16 protein-coding genes are annotated in these 16,959 nt (G+C 67.0%); 5 read left to right on the top strand and 11 right to left on the bottom strand.

The features are described from left to right. Positions 1 to 4: 4 nt before the first annotated feature. From glgA to QQL87_RS16280, 10 genes are all read right to left on the bottom strand, one after another. The gene (glgA, locus tag QQL87_RS16325; protein WP_284419935.1) at positions 5 to 1,468 is read right to left on the bottom strand and encodes a glycogen synthase GlgA; all 1,464 of its coding nucleotides are present in this window, start codon (positions 1,466 to 1,468) and stop codon (positions 5 to 7) included. Further along, positions 1,465 to 2,730 (bottom strand): glucose-1-phosphate adenylyltransferase, encoded by a 1,266-nt coding sequence (gene glgC, locus QQL87_RS16320; protein ID WP_284419934.1) that lies wholly within the window; start codon positions 2,728 to 2,730, stop codon positions 1,465 to 1,467. The genes glgA and glgC overlap by 4 nt, the downstream gene beginning before the upstream one ends. A 145-nt stretch (positions 2,731 to 2,875) precedes the next feature. Next, positions 2,876 to 3,823 carry a carbohydrate kinase family protein gene (locus QQL87_RS16315; protein ID WP_284420048.1) on the bottom strand — a complete coding sequence of 316 codons (948 nt, stop codon included), beginning with the start codon at positions 3,821 to 3,823 and terminating at the stop codon, positions 2,876 to 2,878. Between the two features lie 2 nt (positions 3,824 to 3,825). Continuing rightward, positions 3,826 to 5,472 (bottom strand): FGGY-family carbohydrate kinase, encoded by a 1,647-nt coding sequence (locus QQL87_RS16310; RefSeq protein ID WP_284419933.1) that lies wholly within the window; start codon positions 5,470 to 5,472, stop codon positions 3,826 to 3,828. A 29-nt stretch (positions 5,473 to 5,501) separates the two neighbouring features. Continuing rightward, complete coding sequence (locus QQL87_RS16305; RefSeq protein WP_284419932.1) at positions 5,502 to 6,275, bottom strand: SDR family NAD(P)-dependent oxidoreductase; 774 nt, start codon at positions 6,273 to 6,275, stop codon at positions 5,502 to 5,504. A gap of 47 nt (positions 6,276 to 6,322) precedes the next feature. Next, positions 6,323 to 7,330: an ABC transporter ATP-binding protein gene (locus QQL87_RS16300; RefSeq protein ID WP_284419931.1), complete on the bottom strand. Its 1,008-nt coding sequence runs from the start codon at positions 7,328 to 7,330 to the stop codon at positions 6,323 to 6,325. A gap of 16 nt (positions 7,331 to 7,346) precedes the next feature. Beyond that, entirely contained in the window at positions 7,347 to 8,177 is an 831-nt protein-coding gene (locus QQL87_RS16295) for a carbohydrate ABC transporter permease (RefSeq protein WP_284419930.1), read from the bottom strand. 3 nt (positions 8,178 to 8,180) lie between these two features. Further along, complete coding sequence (locus QQL87_RS16290) at positions 8,181 to 9,053, bottom strand: carbohydrate ABC transporter permease (protein WP_284419929.1); 873 nt, start codon at positions 9,051 to 9,053, stop codon at positions 8,181 to 8,183. Positions 9,054 to 9,374: 321 nt separating this feature from the next. Further along, the gene (locus QQL87_RS16285) at positions 9,375 to 10,676 is read right to left on the bottom strand and encodes an ABC transporter substrate-binding protein (RefSeq protein WP_284420047.1); all 1,302 of its coding nucleotides are present in this window, start codon (positions 10,674 to 10,676) and stop codon (positions 9,375 to 9,377) included. 370 nt (positions 10,677 to 11,046) lie between these two features. Then, positions 11,047 to 11,994 carry a sugar-binding transcriptional regulator gene (locus QQL87_RS16280; protein WP_284419928.1) on the bottom strand — a complete coding sequence of 316 codons (948 nt, stop codon included), beginning with the start codon at positions 11,992 to 11,994 and terminating at the stop codon, positions 11,047 to 11,049. A gap of 280 nt (positions 11,995 to 12,274) precedes the next feature. Here QQL87_RS16280 and QQL87_RS16275 point away from each other — a divergent pair, with 280 nt between their 5' ends. Beyond that, positions 12,275 to 12,586 (top strand): hypothetical protein, encoded by a 312-nt coding sequence (locus QQL87_RS16275; protein ID WP_284419927.1) that lies wholly within the window; start codon positions 12,275 to 12,277, stop codon positions 12,584 to 12,586. Here the strand turns inward: QQL87_RS16275 and QQL87_RS16270 are convergent. Beyond that, on the bottom strand, positions 12,568 to 14,187 hold the full coding sequence (locus tag QQL87_RS16270; protein WP_284419926.1) for a Y4lR C-terminal helical domain-containing protein: 1,620 nt from the start codon (positions 14,185 to 14,187) through the stop codon (positions 12,568 to 12,570). The two genes, QQL87_RS16275 and QQL87_RS16270, sit on opposite strands and share 19 nt — an antisense overlap. Before the next feature lie 186 nt (positions 14,188 to 14,373). Here QQL87_RS16270 and QQL87_RS16265 point away from each other — a divergent pair, with 186 nt between their 5' ends. From QQL87_RS16265 to ubiG, 4 genes are all read left to right on the top strand, one after another. Further along, positions 14,374 to 14,784: a flagellar basal body rod protein FlgC gene (locus QQL87_RS16265; RefSeq protein ID WP_284419924.1), complete on the top strand. Its 411-nt coding sequence runs from the start codon at positions 14,374 to 14,376 to the stop codon at positions 14,782 to 14,784. Positions 14,785 to 14,895: 111 nt separating this feature from the next. Then, positions 14,896 to 15,714, top strand: coding sequence for a methyltransferase family protein (locus QQL87_RS16260; RefSeq protein ID WP_284419922.1), 819 nt, complete (start codon positions 14,896 to 14,898; stop codon positions 15,712 to 15,714). Further along, positions 15,711 to 16,106 (top strand): DUF4149 domain-containing protein, encoded by a 396-nt coding sequence (locus tag QQL87_RS16255; RefSeq protein WP_284419921.1) that lies wholly within the window; start codon positions 15,711 to 15,713, stop codon positions 16,104 to 16,106. The genes QQL87_RS16260 and QQL87_RS16255 overlap by 4 nt, the downstream gene beginning before the upstream one ends. Before the next feature lie 28 nt (positions 16,107 to 16,134). Beyond that, positions 16,135 to 16,917, top strand: coding sequence for a bifunctional 2-polyprenyl-6-hydroxyphenol methylase/3-demethylubiquinol 3-O-methyltransferase UbiG (gene ubiG, locus QQL87_RS16250; RefSeq protein WP_284419920.1), 783 nt, complete (start codon positions 16,135 to 16,137; stop codon positions 16,915 to 16,917). The last annotated feature ends 42 nt before the right edge of the window (positions 16,918 to 16,959 follow it).

Here is a 16,959-nt window from a genome sequence, read left to right as displayed (position 1 = left end):
GCGCTCAGCCCGCCGGCCTCCGCTGCGCGACGATCTGTCGGTACAAATCGGCATAGCGGCCGGCGCGATGGCGCCAGGAGACGTCGGTCAGCATGGCGTTGAGCTGCATCCGGGTCCAGTTCGAGGCGTTGCTGCGTGCGGCGTAGAAGGCGGCGGCGGCGCGGCGCAGGGTCTGGTCGAGCGCTTCCGCCGTGACCGCGCTGCACTTGAATCCAGTCGCGGCGACGCCGGCCTCGGTCTCGTCGATCACGGTGTCGGCGAGGCCGCCCACCGACGTGACGATCGGCAGCGCGCCGTAGCGCAGCGCGCAGAGCTGCGTCAGCCCGCACGGCTCGAACCGCGACGGCACCACCAGGGCGTCGCAGCCGGCCTGAATCAGATGGGCGAGGCCTTCGTCATAGCCGATGACGACGCCGATCTGCGCAGGGCTGTTGGCGGCCGCGGCCCGGAACGCCTCGCGCAGCTCGGCCTCGCCGTCGCCAAGCAGCGCCAGCTGAATCCCGCTGCCGGTCAGCGTCGGCAGGCAGGACAGCAGGAGGTCGAGCCCCTTCTGCGAGGTCAGCCGGCTGACGACGCCGAGCAGGAAGGTCTCCGGCGACACCTGCAGGCCCATGCGGGTCTGCAGCGCGGCCTTGTTGGGCGCGCGGGCCTCGAGCTTCTCGATGCCGAAATGCGAGGCGATGTCCGGATCGCTGGCGGGATCCCATACGGCCGTGTCGATGCCGTTGAGAATGCCGACGAGGTCCGACGAGCGCTGGCGCAGCAGGCCGCCGAGGCCCATGCCGTGCTCGTCGCTCTGGATCTCCCGCGCATAGGTCGGCGACACCGTCGTGATCTTGTCGGCGAATTGCAGTCCCGCCTTCAGGAAGCTGATGTCGCCGTAATATTCGAGGCCATAGATCGAGAAGGATTCCGGCGGCAGGCCGAGCGGCGGCAGGAAGTGGCGGGGAAAGCGGCCCTGGAACGCGAGATTGTGCACGGTCATGACCGTGCCGGGATGCGGCCGGTGGCTGTAGAGCAGATAGGCCGGCACGAGCCCGGCCTGCCAGTCGTGGCCGTGAACGACATCCGGCACGAAGGCCGGCACGGCGCCGAGCCCGATATAGGATGCCGCGCGGGCCAGCGCCGCGAACCGGAACGCGTTGTCAGGCCAGTCCTTGCCGTCCGGCCCGAGATAGGGATTGCCCGGGCGATCGTAGAGATGCGGGGCATCGAGCACGAACAGGTCCAGCGCGCCATGGCTGCCGCCGAGCAGTCTTGCATTGCCGCCGAAGAAATTCGGCAGCGAGCTGATCTCGGTGGGCTGCTCCAGCGCGGCCATCACTGCGGGATAGCCGGGGATCAGCGTCCGGACCTCGACATCCTCGGCCATCAGCGCCCATGGCAGCGCGCCGGCGACATCGGCGAGACCGCCGGTCTTGATGAGAGGATAGACCTCGGACGCGACCGAGAGGACGCGCAACGTCATGAATTGAGCCCGTCGATCATCGGCTGGGTAATCAAGGTCACGCCGGTCTCCGTGGTCCTGAACCGCTTGGCATCGAACTCCGGATCCTCGCCGACCACCAGCCCTTCCGGAATCTGCACGCCGCGATCGACCACCACGTTGGTCAGCCGCGCGTGGCGGGCGACGTTGACGTAGGGCAGCAGCACCGCGTTCTGCAGCTTGGCATAGGAGTGCAGATGCGCGCCGGTGAACAGCAGCGAGCGCTGCACCTGGGCTCCGGAGACGATGCAGCCGCCGGAGACCAGCGAGCAGGTGGCTTCGCCACGGCGGCCATCGGTGTCATGCACGAACTTGGCCGGCGGCGTGATCTCCGAATAGGTCCAGATCGGCCAGGAGCGGTCGTAGAGATCGAGCTCGGGCACCACATCCGTCAGGTCGAGATTGGCGGCCCAATAGGCGTCGACCGTTCCGACATCGCGCCAATAGCTCTGCTTGTCGGGCCCGCCGCGGACGCAGGAGCGCGAGAACTGATGCGCGACGGCGCGGCCGTTCCTGACGATGTGGGGAATGATGTCGCGGCCGAAATCATGATTGGAGTTCGGGTCCGCCGCGTCGCGCTTCAGCTCCTCGAACAGGAACTTGGCGTCGAACACGTAGATGCCCATGCTGGCGAGCGACTTGTCGGGCTTGCCGGGCATCGGCGGCGGGTCGGCCGGCTTCTCGATGAAGTCGCGGATGGTGTCGTCTTCATTGATGTGCATGACGCCGAAGCCCGAGGATTCCTCGCGCGGCATCTCCAGGCAGCCGACGGTGACGTCGGCGCGCTGGTCGACATGCTGCTGCAGCATCAGCTCGTAGTCCATCTTGTAGATGTGGTCGCCGGCCAGCACGACGATGTACTTCGTGTTGTAGGTCTCGATGATGTCGATGTTCTGATACACCGCATCGGCCGTTCCGACGTACCACATCGTCTCGGAGACGCGCTGGCTCGCGGGAAGAATGTCGAAGCTCTCGTTACGCTCGGGGCGGAAGAAATTCCAGCCCATCTGCAGGTGGCGGATCAGGCTGTGCGCCTTGTATTGCGTGGCGACCGCGATGCGCCGGATGCCGGAGTTGACCGCATTCGACAGCGCGAAATCGATGATGCGCGACTTGCCGCCGAAATAGACGGCGGGCTTGGCGCGCCGGTCGGTCAGCTCCAGCAGCCGGCTGCCGCGGCCGCCGGCCAACACGAAGGCCAGCGCGTGACGGGACAGCGGTTCGGTCCTGGCGGCTGTTGCCATGTTTCTCCTCCCTGCAACTCGTTGTCGCGTCATGTTTTCGGCGGGGGCCGTGCCAGCCGGTGCGAGGTCTCGCGCCGGCTGCCGGTCCTCTCATATGACGGAGAAACAGCCAACCAGTTCCCAATGCGGAGTGCAATGGGGTGCTTCAGCCCAGGCGATCCCAGGTTGCAGCCATGTCGTCCCAGCGCGGCGGATCGGCGCCCTCCCGCGTGCAGGTGACGGCCGCACACGCGCCGGCAAAGGTCAGCGCCTTGCGCAGTTCGGCCTGGCTCAGACCTCTGAGCGACTCCCGGCCGATCCGGCCGAGCTTGCGGAGCGCAAACAGCATCCCGGCCTGGAAGGTGTCGCCGGCGCCGATCGTATCGACCACCTCGATCGTGGGGACGGCGATCTCGACCGGACCGGCCAGCGCGTGCCAGCCGAGCGCGCCCTTGGGGCCGCAGGTGACGACGACCAGGCCGGTGCCGCGCGCCAGCAGGGCCGCGGCCCGCGGCGCGTAGTCGTCATGACCATGCAGATAGTCGAAATCGACATCCGACATCTTGATCAGGTCGGCGCTCGCGGCAAAATCATCCATCTGCGCGCGATAGGCGGCCTTGTCCTGCACCAGGTTCGGCCGGCAGTTCGGATCGAACGAGATCGTCACGGCGCCGCCGGTCGCGGCGATCAAGGCGCGGGTTTCGCGGGCGCCCTGGTCATGGATCAGCGTCGTCGAGCCGACATGGATGGCGTCGATCTCGGCGAAGGGGATGCTGCCCGGCCGGTACGTCCATTTCCGGGCGGCGGTCTCGGCGTCGTAGAAGGCGTATTGCGCCTCGTTGCCGACATGGCGGACGAAGGCCAGCGTCGTCTGGTCCGGGCTACGCGTGGCATAGCCGAGATCGACGTCGGAGCCTTGCGCATGGGCCGCGATCATGGTGCCGAACAGGTCGGTCGAGATGCCGCCGACGAAGCCGGTCGGCGCGCCCAGCCGCGCCATTCCGACCGCCACGTTCAGGCAGGAGCCGCCGACCACCGGCCGGAGCACATCGCGTCCATCGGCCGATTTGGCCGGGACGAAATCGATCAGCGCATCACCGCAGCTCAGGATCATGGTCATGCCTCCCCATCGGCGCCATGCATCACGGAACGACTGTCGCGATCAAGCGTCCGCAGCAGGCCGTGGATGCGGCGCTTGCGGCGATGGAAGGCCGCGATGTCAGGATCGGTCGGATCGCTCAGGCGGCCGAGCGTGGACATCGAGGCCATCGTGTCGCCGATCGAGCGGAAGGCGCCGCTGGCGACCGCGCCGAGCATGGCGGCGCCCAGCAGCACAGGCTCCTGGGTCCCCGGCAGCGCCACCGTCAATCCCGTCGTATCGGCCATGATCTGACGCACCAGCGGACTGCGCGAGGCGCCGCCGGCCATGACCAGGGTCCGGCTGGTCACGCCGTTGGCCGCGAAGGCGTCGATCACGTCGGCCAGGCCGTAGGCGAGCCCGCACAAGCCCGCAACGAACAGCCGCTCCATCGCGGCGATATCGGCATCGAGATCGAGACCGGCGATGACGGCGCGCGAGTCCGGGTCGGCATAGGGCGAACGGTTGCCGAGAAACTCGGGCAGGATATGGATGTCGCGCGCCTGCTGCGCGGCCGCGCCGACATTCGGTGAGCGCGCCATGATCCGCTGCTCCAGGAAGCTGATCAGATCGAGCCCCTCGGCGCGCGCCCCGGCCGTCGCCTCTGCAGCCGCCGGATGCGAGCGCAGCAGGTGATCAATCGCGGCGCCCGCGGCGGACTGGCCGCCCTCGTTGAGCCAGAAGCCCGGCACCATGCCCTGATAATAAGGGCCCCACACGCCGGGCACGAAGGACGGCGCCCGCGTCGTCGCCATGATGCAGGCCGAGGTCCCCATGATGTAGGCGAGGCGATCGCAGACATCGACATCGCCGCCATCGGCGGCACGGCCCCCGATTGCGCCGATGCCGCCGGCATGCGCGTCGATCAGCGCGGCGCCGACCGGCGTGCCGGCGATCAGCCCGAGCTCTGCCGCCGCGTCGTGTGACAGGCCGCGGCCGAGCGGCGTGCCGGGCGCGACGATCTCGGTGCCGATCCGCGCATAGTCCTCGGCGACGAAATCGTCGAGCCCGATGCGACGGAAATAAGCTGCGCTCCAGCGCGTCTCATGGGCGAGATAGTTCCACTTGCAGGTGACGGTGCACATCGAGCGCGCCAGCGAGCCCGTCGCGCGGAAAGTGAGGAAGTCGGCGAGATCGAAGAAATGCCCGGCCGCGTCGAAGCTCCTGCGCAGATGCCGCTTCAGCCAGAGCAGCTTCGGCATCTCCATCTCCGGCGAGATCGAGCCGCCGACATAGCGCAGCACCTCGTCCTCTGTGGAATTGATGTCGCGCGCCTCGGTCAGGGCGCGGTGATCCATCCAGACGATGACGTTGCGCGCTGCAGCGCCGGAGCTGCTGACGGTGACCGGCGCGCCCGTTGGATCGAGCGCGACCAGCGAGCAGGTCGCGTCGAAGCCGATGCCCCTGATCAGGTCCGGAGCGATCGCCGCTTCGGCGACCGCGGCTTTGACGGCGGCGCAGCAGGCGCGCCAGATGTCGTCGGAGGATTGCTCGACGACGTCGCCGGCCTCATGCCAGGTCTGGATCGGATGCCGCGCCGCGGCAAGCAGGCGCCCCGTTTCGTCGAAAATCCCGGCGCGCGTGCTGGTCGTGCCGACATCGACACCAACAAAGGCCTTGACCATGTTTCGCTCCCGTCAATTTTGACGCGAGCTTACCAGCAAGTGTAGCCGCCATCGACAACGACGACGCTGCCGGTCATCAAACTTGCGGCTTCCGAGGCCAGGAACAGCACCACCGAGGCGATCTCCTCGACCTGCCCCATCCGCGCCATCGGGGTTCCACCGATCCAGGCGTCGTACATGCGCGGATTGCTCTTCACGAAGGCGTTCAGCGGCGTCTCGATATAGGTCGGCGCGACCGCGTTGACCCGGATGCCGCGCGCGCCCCATTCGGCGGCCAGCGACTTGGTCAGATGGTGCACCGCGGCCTTGGAGGCGTTGTAGAAGCACTGCTCCTGCGGCTTGTTGACGATGAAGCCCGACATCGAGCCGATATTCACGATCGTGCCGCTGTTGGCCGCGAGCATGTGCCGGCCGAAGGCGCGGCAGCACCAGAACGTGCCGTTGAGATTGACGTCGAGCACGTTGAGCCAATGCTCGTCGGTGACGGTCTCGGCCGGCGTCTCGCTGCGCGCGATGCCGGCATTGTTGACGAGGATGTCGACGCTGCCGTACCGCGCGACCAGATCGTCGGCCACCTCGTTGACTTGAGCCGAGTTGGTGACGTCCATCAGCGCGGTCTCGGTGTCCAGGCCCTTGGCCTTCATCGCCGCCTGCCCGTCCGCCGCCGCCTTGGCATCGCGGTCGGCGATCACGACGTGCGCGCCCGCCTCGGCCAGCGCCTCGACACAGGCGAGGCCGATGCCCTGCCCGCCGCCAGTGACCAAAGCCGTCTTGCCGGTCAGCTTGAATTTCTCCAGATACATCGTCGTGGTCCGTTGTTGTCATTGACGCCCGGAGGGGACGTCGCCTCTCATGCGAAGATCGAATGGCCGTTGGCATCGAAGCGGTAGATGCGGTTCGGCTCCGGCCGCAGCGTCACGGCATCGCCGGCGCTGAGGCGCTTTTCGCCGACGACGCGCACCGTGAGCGTGCCGAGCGCGCCCGCGTCGACATAAAGAAACGTGTCGCTGCCGAGATGCTCGGCGATCACGACCTTGCCGGGCCAGCCTTCGCCGCCGTCATCGACGACCGTGACATGCTCCGGCCGCACGCCGATCGTGGTCGCCTTGTGCTTGTCCGCTTCCGCGCCGGTGATGAGGTTCATCTTCGGCGAGCCGATGAAGCCGGCGACGAACAGATTGGCCGGGCGCTGATAGAGCTCGATCGGCGAGCCATATTGCTCGATGCGGCCGGCGTTCAGCACCACGATCTTGTCGGCCATGGTCATGGCCTCGACCTGGTCGTGGGTCACATAGATCGCGGTCGTGCCGAGCTGCTTCTGCAGCCGTGTCACCTCGAGCCGCATCTGCACCCGCAGCGCGGCGTCGAGATTGGACAGCGGCTCGTCGAACAGGAACGCCTTGGGCTCGCGGACGATGGCGCGGCCGATCGCGACGCGCTGGCGCTGGCCGCCGGAGAGCTCGCGCGGCTTGCGGTCGAGATAGGGCGTGAGGTTCAAGGTCGCCGCCGCCGCCTCGACCTTCTGGGTGATCTCCGCCTTGGGCAGCCCGGCCATCTTCAGGCCAAAGGCGATGTTGCCGCGCACGCTCATGTGCGGGTACAGCGCATAGGACTGGAACACCATCGACAGGCCGCGCTTGGCCGGCGGCACGTCGACGACGTTGTTGCCGTCGATCAGGATGCGGCCGCCGGAGACGTCCTCCAGCCCCGCGATTAGCCGCAGCAAGGTGGTCTTGCCGCAGCCGGAGGGACCGACGAACACCACGAAGGCGCCATCGGGGATGTCGAGATCGGCGCCCTTGATGATGTGGACCGGCCCGAACGATTTCTGCACACCTTCCAGCGTGATCCGTCCCATGATGAAAGCCCTTCCGTTACTTCACAGCGCCGAAGGTCAGCCCGCGGACGAGCTGTTTCTGGCTGAACCAGCCGATGATGAGGATCGGCGCGATGGCGAGCGTCGAGGCCGCCGACAGTCGCGCCCAGAACAGGCCCTCGGGGCTCGAATAGGAGGCGATGAAGGTCGTCAGCGGCGCGGCGTTCAAGGTCGACAGGTTCAAGGTCCAGAACGCCTCGTTCCAGGCCAGGATCAAATTGAGCAACATGGTCGATGCGAGGCCAGGGATCGCCATCGGCGTCAGCACGTAGATCAGCTCGCGCCCGATCGTGGCGCCGTCCATCCGCGCCGCTTCGAGGATGTCCTTCGGGATCTCCTTGAAGTAGGTGAACAGCATCCAGATCACGATCGGCAGATTGCCGAGGCACAGGATGAAGACCAGCCCGCTGCGGGTGTCGAGCAAGCCCATGTTCTTGTAGATCAGGTAGATCGGCACGAGCACGCCGACCGGCGGCATCATCTTGGTCGAGAGCATCCAGAGCAGGATGTCCTTGGTGCGCTTGGTCGGCGAGAACGCCATCGACCATGCGGCGGGAATGGCGATCAGCATCGCGATCAGCGTCGAGCCGCCGGCGATGATCAGCGAGTTCAGCGCGTGATGCAGATAGTCGCTGCGCTCCTGCACGGTGACGTAGTTCTCGGTGGTCCAGTGGAAGAACAGGAACGATGGTGGCGTCGCGAATGCCTCCAGCTCGGTCTTGAAGCTCGCCAACACCATCCACAGGATCGGGAAGAAGATCACGAACCCGGCGAGCCACGCGGCTACGGTGGAGATCGCGACATGTCGTCCGGTGACCTTGCGCGCCATGGCTCACGCCTCCAGATTGCGGCCGACGATGCGGACCAGGAAGAAGGCGACGATGTTGGCGATCACGACCGCGACGAGGCCGCCGGCCGAGGCCGTGCCGACATCGAACTGGATCAGCGCCTGCGAGTAGACCAGGAAGGCGATGTTGGTGGTCTGCAGCCCAGGCCCGCCGCCGGTCGTCACGAAGATCTCGGCGAACACCGTGAGCAGGAAGATGGTCTCGATCAGGATCACCACCGTGATCGGGCGCGCCAGATGCGGCACGGTCAGGTAGATGAAGCGCGACAGCGCGCTGGCGCCGTCCATCTCAGCCGCCTCCTTCTGCTCCTCGTCGAGCGACTGCAGCGCGGTCAGCAGGATGAGGGTCGCGAACGGCAGCCATTGCCAGGCGACGATGAAGATGACGGCGAGCAGCGGCGCGTTGGTGAACCAGTCGATCGGCGTCATCCCGAGCGAGGTCGCGATCCACGCGAACAGGCCGGACACCGGATGCATCAGCAGGTTCTTCCACACCAGCGCGCTGACCGTCGGCATCACGAAAAAGGGCGCGATTACCATCAGCCGGATGATGTTGCGGCCGATCACCGGCTGGTCGAGCAGGATCGCCAAGGGAATGCCGAGGCCGATCGTCAGCAGCAGCACCGAGCCGACCAGCACGAGCGTGTTCTGCAGCGACGCGAGGAAGGCTGGATCGGTCAGGAAGTATTCGAAATTCTCCAGGCCGACGAAGCGCTCCGAGCCGGGATCGAGCAGGCTGTAATGCAGCGTGGAGAAGTACACCGTCAGCGCCAGCGGCACGATCATCCAGATGAACAACAGGATGACTGCCGGCGACAGCAGCGCGCGAGCCAGGATTTGCGTCTGTCTGGTGGCCATGGTCGCTATCCGCCTTGCTCGATGAACAACGCCGTCATTGCGAGCGAAGCGAAGCAATCCAGAGTCGTGGCGGGATTCTGGATTGCTTCGTCGCTTCGCTCCTCGCAATGACGACTGTGAGTTTGCGTAGGGTGGGCAAAGGCGCGCAGCGCCGTGCCCACCGGCCTCACGGTTCGCCGCCCGACGGTGGGCACGCTGCGCTTTGCCCACCCTACGGTTCTTTTGGAGCGGAGAGAAAATGCGGCCATCCCTGTGGGGAGGGATGGCCGCCAGTGATCAGCTCGGGAGGAGTTTCTGGTCGAGCTGATAACCTTGGCGCGCCTATTTGATGTAGCCGGCGCGCTTCATCTCGCGTTCGGTTGACGACTGCGCCGCAGCCAGCGCCGCATCGACCGTCATCGAGCCGGCGAGCGCAGCGGAGAACTGCTGTCCGACAGCGGTGCCGATGCCCTGGAATTCAGGGATGGCCGCGTATTGCACGCCGACATAGGGCACCGGCTTCACCGTCGGCTTGTTCGGATCGGCGGCATCGATCGAGGCCAGCGTCAGCTTGGCAAACGGCGCGACCTTCAGATACTCCTCGTTCTTGTAGAGCGAGGTGCGCGTGCCCGGCGGCACGTTGGCCCAGCCGTCCTTCGAGGCCACCAGCTTGAGATAGTCCTTGCTGGTCGCCCAGGCGATGAACTTCTCGGCCGCCTCGACCTTCTGCGAGCCGGCGGGGACCGCGAGGCTCCACGCCCACAGCCAGTTGGCGTTCTTGCCGAGCCCGGTGTTCGGCGCGAGCGCGAAGCCGACCTTGTCGGCGACCTTCGACTCCTTCGGATTGGTGACGAACGACGCCGCCACGGTGGCGTCGATCCACATCGCGCATTTGCCGGAGTTGAACAGCGCGAGGTTCTCGTTGAAGCCGTTCGAGCTGGCGCCGGGAGGGCCGGCCTCCTTCATCAGCTCGACATAGGTCGTCAGCGTGGTCTTCCATTCCGGCGTGTTGAACTGCGGCTGCCATTTCTCGTCGAACCAGCGCGCGCCGAACGAGTTCGACATCGCGGTCAGGAACGCCATGTTCTCGCCCCAGCCGGCCTTGCCGCGCAGGCAGATGCCGAACACGCCGCCGGGCTTGTCGGTCAGCTTCTTCGCTGCATTGATGACGAAGTCCCAGGTCGGGCTCTCCGGCATCTTCAGACCGGCCTTGTCGAACAGATCGGTGCGGTACATCACCATCGAGCTCTCGCCGTAGAACGGCGCCGCATAGAGCTTGCCGTCGACGGAGACCGCATCCTTGATCTTGGGCAGGATGTCGCCCGCGTCATAGTCCGCGCCGAGCTTGTCGAGCGGCACCAGCCAGTTCTTCTTGGCCCAGATCGGCACCTCGTAGGTGCCGATGGTGAGGATATCAAACTGGCCGCCCTTGGTGGCGATGTCGGTGGTGACGCGCTGGCGCAGCACGTTCTCCTCCAGGGTCACCCATTTCACGGCGATGTCGGGATTGGCCTTGGTGAATTCGCCGGTGAGGCCCTGCATCCGGATCATGTCGCCATTGTTGACGGTGGCGATGGTCAGGGTCGTCTCGGCCAGTGCGGGCGCGGCGGTCAGCGCGGCGGCGCCCATCAGGACGGCAAGCATGCTCGTCCGAGTGAAGATGGTCTTCACGGTGTCCTCCCTTCCCGTGTCTTTTGAACATATGCTCACGGGCTGGGCTGATGTTCACAACAACGGTCAGACTTTGTCAAGCATGAGTCGGCGCCCACAGGTTGTGCGGCGCGGCGAGGTGTTACCAGGCGATTGAAGTACCTTTGAACATGGCGCCTCTCTCCCCACGCGTCGTTCCGGGGCGCGCGCAAGCGCGAGCCCGGAACCCATACCCACAGGGAGGAGTGCGGGGCACACTTGTCGTGGGCATCTCGTCTCGAAACGTCGGCCTGGGGTTGTGGATTCCGGGCTCATTCGCTGGCACGAATGCCCCGGAATGACGGGAGGAGAGAGTTGGGCGACGTCAAGCCAGGATGGCGCGCGCCGTGGCCTCGTCGGTAATCAGGCCGTTGATCAGCCGCCCCGTCAGTGCGGCACGGATCGCCGGGATCTTCGCAGGTCCAACCGCCGCCGCGATCGTCATCGCGCGGGCCGGAACCTCGGGCGGGATGCTCGTGAGCCTGCGGTTGGTGCCGCCATCGATCACGATACCCTTGGCGTCGTAGGCCCAGCCGGTGATCTCGCCGATGGCCCCAAGCCGCATCATCTCGGTGAGCTCGTCGCGGGTGACGAAGCCGTCGACATGCATCTGTGCCTTCTGGTCCATCTGGCCGATGCCGACCAGCTTCAGATCGGCCTTGTCGGCGACCGCCTTGACCTTGGCGATGGCGTCGAGCCGGACCATGCGGTCGCGCTCGTCCTCGGTGCCCATCAGGAACGGAAGCGGCATCGGATAATGCCGGGCGCCGGTGCGGTCGGCGAGCCTTCCCACGGTATCGAAGAAGCTGGCGGAACCGTCGGCCAGGATGTTGCCGACCAGCGAGACGATCTGGTGCTCGGGCCGGTCGACCGGCGACACGCGCTCGACCGCGGCCCGCACCGCGCGCCCGGTCCCGAGCGCGATGATGACCGGCGTCTCCGCGCGCAGGGTCGTCTCCAGCAGGTTGGCGCAGCGCTCGGCGATCCCCGCAGACCCGGTGGGCGCAGCCGGATCGGTCGGCACCACCTCGCAATGGACGAGCGCGAACCGTTCCTTGAGCTGTGCCGCCAGCGCCATGCAGGAGGCGATGGGATGCTCGAGCCGGAACGTGATCAGCCGCTCGGCGAGGCACAGCGACACCAGCCGCTGCGCCGAGGCGCGCGACACCTGCAGCATCCGGGCGATCTCGTCCTGGGTGTGGCCGGCGATGAAATACAGCCATCCGGCGCGCGCGGCATCGTCGAGCCGTGATTTCTCATTGTCGCCCGCCATGACGCCGAGTGCTCTCCTCCATCCATCCACGCGCCGCGCATCACCGGCATCGGCAGGCACTATGGCAGGCCGTCGCGGCATCGGGAACTGACGTCCCAGGGCCATCCCCAGGGCGAGCCGACCTGCCTCCCGCGGACCAGATCATATGCTCCGAGCATGGGCAATAGCCCACTTCACCCCGCTCTGACGAAACCGGGGAGGCCGGAACCCCGGCTTCCGCACGGCGGCTGCGCATCCCCAGGGGATGTCGAGCATGGCGCCGCCGCCTAGCTGAACGGGCATGGCCCTCCCCACCCTCATCAGCCCGCGCCGCCCTGCCCCCGTGTTCGTCTGCCGCAAATGTCTCGGCCGCAGCGACGACGCCAAGGGCCTCAAGAAGGCCATCAAGCGCGCAACGAAACACGCGGTCGGTTTAGGCGGCAAGCCGCCGCGCGTCATCATGACGAGCTGCTTCGGCCTGTGTCCGAAGCGCGCGGTCATCATGACCGGCGGCGGCGCCGCCGCGCACGGCAACTACGTGCTCGTCTGCTCGACCGAGGACGTTGCAGACGCCCTAGCGCTGTTACGCGAGGCTCAGAACGGATCGTCCTGAAGATCGTCGTCGTCCTCGGCGAGATATTCGACAGTCCGCTCGGCGATCGCGCGCATCAGCCCGATCTGGCCGAGGTCGTGACCGTCGAGCACGGCGCGTGCGACCACGACGAGATCGGCCCAGCCGGACGATTGGTCACGCGGCCGCTCGCGCAACCACAGCGCCGTCATCACGAACAGCTCGGCCCAGCGCGCGCGCTGCGCGCCGATCGCGCCAGTGTTCAGCAGCAGCTTGGCGGGAAGCTTCGCGCGCGCACGGCCGCTGGAGCTCTTCACCTTCTGCTCCAGCTCGGCATCGTCCTCGAACCAGGAGTCCTGGATGTCGTCGAGCTCGAAGATGTCGTCGCTGTCGGCGAGCGCGAGGGCGACATCTGCGGGATCGCGCAACTCCTCCGGCAGGTCGGCGATGAGCTCGTTCAAGACCTCGCGACAATCCAGCCGGGCCGGCTGCCAATCCGCGCCGCCAATCGTCTCCGCGACCTGCAGCAGCCCCGCCGGCGGCACCTCGCCGCGTTTGATCGTGAGCCCGAGATGATGCCCGACCATGCGGTCGACGTAGGCCCGGCTCACGTCCAGCAGCGGGCCCTGGATTCCCAGACCCATCATCTCCTTGACGGCCCGAAGCGGCTGCGGCGGGCTGGTCATCGCCTCGGTAATGCCGGTCCGGGTGAAGATCGTCGACACCCGCTTCGTTTTGCGGTCAATGGGCGAGGTCGCGATGAAAAGCTGCGCGCCTGAGCCGTCGATCGCGCTCGACTTCAGTGTGTCGGCGCTGCCCTTCGGCCAGGATGCACAGGCCACGCCGGCCGCGCGGGCCTTGTGAATGATGGCGTCGATGGCGGCGCGCTCACCTTCCGGCCGCCAGTTGCGCATCGCGATGACGCGCCGGAGGTCGACCGGGGACAAGGTCGAGATCTGCTCCACCAACGCCGCGGCCGCTGCCTTGCGCACAGCCGGGCTGCCGCTCTGCAGGAACAGGACCGCAGCGGCACGGGCATCCGGTCGCTCGGACTGCACCAGATGAATGGCCAGCGCGATCTTGGCGTCGTCGGGGAGCAGGTGGCCCCCCTCGGCGAATGAGAACACCACCTGGAACGAATCGCCGTCGCAGGCCTTGAGGATCTCGTCGAGAGTCGAGACGATGTCGGACGGCAGCATCTCGTCCCCGTCCCCGCCGCCAAGCTCGGCCGAGACCGCGGTGAGCTCGGGCGAGGCGGCGATGCCGGCCTGCTGCAGCGCGCCGCCGAGATAAGCCAGCAGCGTGCCGTCGATCTCGCCGGCCTCGGCCCGCTCGGCCAGATCGGACTGAAAGCGCGCGATGAGATCGGCGGCATCCTTGGCGCCGCGCCTCACCCGCTGGTTCAGCCCCGCCAGCAGGATCTGCAGCAGAAACAGATAGGCGATGCCGAGCACCTCGTCGTCGCCGTCCGGCGGCATGTTGCGGCAGACGCCCTCGGCCGCGGCAAAGATCTCGGTGGAATTGTCGAGGAGGAAGCGTTCGATCTCCGGCGTCGGCCGCGGCATCCGGCCCTTGGCAAGCCCGGCCGCGAGCGACCTGGCGTGGAAATCGAAATCGGCTGCCTTCGCGCCAGCTTTGGCCATGAGGGAACTCCTTGCTCGGCAAAATACCGCGCGGCGCGGCCGGCAGTAAGCGCCTTCAGGAGCAATCCACGGTGAAGACGCCGCAGATGAGGCCGCCGATGGTCAACGAAGCGTTGCGCCGGTCGTTCGAATGTCTTCATCCGTCTTGACGCTTGCTTCGCACGCTCCAGGCTTAGCTGCCGCCCCATGAGCCCCATCGCCACCATCGCAGTCTCCGGCATGAAGGCCGCCTCGACCCGGCTCGAGGTCTCCGCCGCGAACGTCGCCAATGCCAGGAGCACGGGCGCGCTGCCCGACGCCAACGGCAACGTGCCTTCGGGGGCGCCGAAGGCCTATGTGCCGCTGGAGTTGGTGCAGAGCGACGTCGCCGGCGGCGGCACGCAGGCGACCATCACCAAGGCCAGCAATGGGACATCGGCGAGCTACGACCCGTCGGCACCGTTCGCCAACAGTGACGGTCTCGTCGCTGCGCCGAACGTCGATCTCGCGCAGGAGATGATCAGCCAGCTGGTCGCCAAATACAGCTTTGCCGCCAATGCCCGCGTGCTGAAGGCGAGCGACGAGATGAGCCGGATCGTGGTCGACATGAAGGTGTAGGGTCCTGCCTGCGTCCTGATCGCCGGCGGTGAAACGCGCCGCGGAGCAGACTGCTTTCACGCAGCCGTGATGCTGTCCGGAGATCCGCTGCAAAGCGGCCGGCGTAGCCGGATGGTGAGCAACTCAATTTCTTCTTCCCACCTTGCACGTCTGACCGCGCTGCTGCGCGCCGCACTGGCTGCGCCTCATGGCGCAGGCCGCTTCGCGCTGGCGGTCGCCACCGGCCTCGTGTGCCATGCGCTGTTCGCCCTCGCCGTGCTTTCGATGATCGGCGCGATGTTCTACGGCATGAGCGAGAGCTTTGGCCGCGTGCCCCGGCCGTGGGCGTACGCCGCCAATGCCGGCCTGCTGCTGCAGTTTCCGCTGGTGCATTCGCTGCTGCTCGGCCGGGGACGCCGCTGGCTGGCGCGGCTCGGTCCCCATGGGACGACGCTCGCCACCACGCATTATGCGATCATCGCCTCGCTGCAGCTATTGTGCCTGTTCGCGTTGTGGACGCCGAGCGGCATCATCTGGTGGCGCGCGGAAGGCGTCGCGTTCATCGTGCTGTGCCTTGCCTATGCCAGCGCCTGGCTGTTGCTGATCCGCGCCAGCTGGGATGCCGGCGCCGAGGTGCAGTCGGGCGCGCTCGGCTGGCTGTCGCTGATGGCCGATCGCGCGCCGCGCTTTCCGGACATGCCGGTCACAGGCCTGTTCGCGATCATCCGCCAGCCGATCTATCTGTCGTTCGCGCTGGCCCTGTGGCCGGTGCCGGTGTGGACACCCGATCAGCTCGCGGTCGCGCTGGTGCTGTCGGCCTATTGCCTGCTCGCGCCGCGCTGGAAGGAGCGGCGCTTCATGCAGATCTACGGCGCGCGCTTCGCGGCCTATCGCGCCCGCGTGCCCTATGTCGTGCCGTGCTGGCCGTCGCGCCGGGAGCAGACGCCATGATCAACGCCGCCGCCCTGCTCGCCACCGCGCTGCTGTTCGGCGGCATGACGCTGTTCTCGTTCGGCTTCGCGCCGTTCCTGTTCAGCGCGCTGCCGGCCGACAGTGCGGGCCCGCTGATCCGCCGTGCATTTCCACATTTCTATCTGTTCGTGATCGCAGCTTCGGCCGTCGGCGCCGCGCTCGCTATCAGCGGAGACAAGATGGCGGGCGCAACCCTCGCCGCGATTGCGCTCACCGCGGTGCTGGCGCGGCAGCTGCTGATGCCCGCGATCAACCGTGCCACCGATGCGGGCGACAGGCGCCGCTTCGCGCGCCTTCATGGCGCCTCGGTCGTGCTCACCTTGGTCCACATCGTGCTGAGCGCCGCCGTGCTGCTGCGGCTCGCGCAGTGAGGAGCGCGCGTGAGAAAGGACGACGACGATGCTCTACAAGGATGCCATGAGGCCTGCCTTCGCCGCGACCGCCGAAGGTCCGTCGACCGTCGACCCGGCCGAGATCGCGCGGTTCTCGCGCCTTGCCGACGAATGGTGGAAGCCCGACGGCGCCTTCAAGCTCGTCCATGACTTCAATGCGGCGCGCGTGAGCTATCTGATGGCGCGCTTGCCCAGCCTGCTCGGCCGCGATGCCGCCGCAGCCGAGCCGCTGGCCGGACTCGAGATCATCGACGTCGGCTGCGGCGCCGGCATCGTCACCGAGCCGCTGTCGCGGCTCGGCGCAAGAACCATCGGCATCGACGCGGCCGAGCGCAACGTGCTCGTCGCCGCCGATCATGCGCGCAAGCAGGGCGCTCCTGTCGCCTATCGCCACGCACTGGCAGAGGATCTGGTCGCTGAAGGCGAACGCGCCGATATCGTGATGACGCTGGAGGTGGTCGAGCATGTCGCCGATCTCGCCCGCTTCGTCGGCGATGTCGCCGACCTCGTGCGCCCCGGCGGCCTCCTGGTGATTGGAACCTTGAACCGCACGCCGATCTCGTTCGTGAAGGCGATCATCGGCGCGGAGTACATCCTGGGCTGGCTGCCGCGCGGCACCCATGACTGGCGCCGCTTCGTCAAGCCGAGCGAGCTGCAGGCCCTGCTCGCGCCGCGCCGCTTCGTGGCGGTCGAGACGGTGGCCGTCGAGCTCAACCCGCTGACCATGCGCTGGCGGATCGGCGGCCGGCCGTCGACGAATTATTTACAGATCTATCGCCGGATGCCGTGACACCTCGACAGAATCGTCGCCCGGATGAGCGGAAGCCTGCGC

The sequence above is a fragment of the Bradyrhizobium sp. SSBR45G genome (assembly GCF_030159255.1).
GTDB lineage: Bacteria > Pseudomonadota > Alphaproteobacteria > Rhizobiales > Xanthobacteraceae > Bradyrhizobium.
The sequence above is the reverse complement of the archived record's forward strand: the minus strand, read 5'-3'. Positions and strand labels throughout refer to the sequence as shown.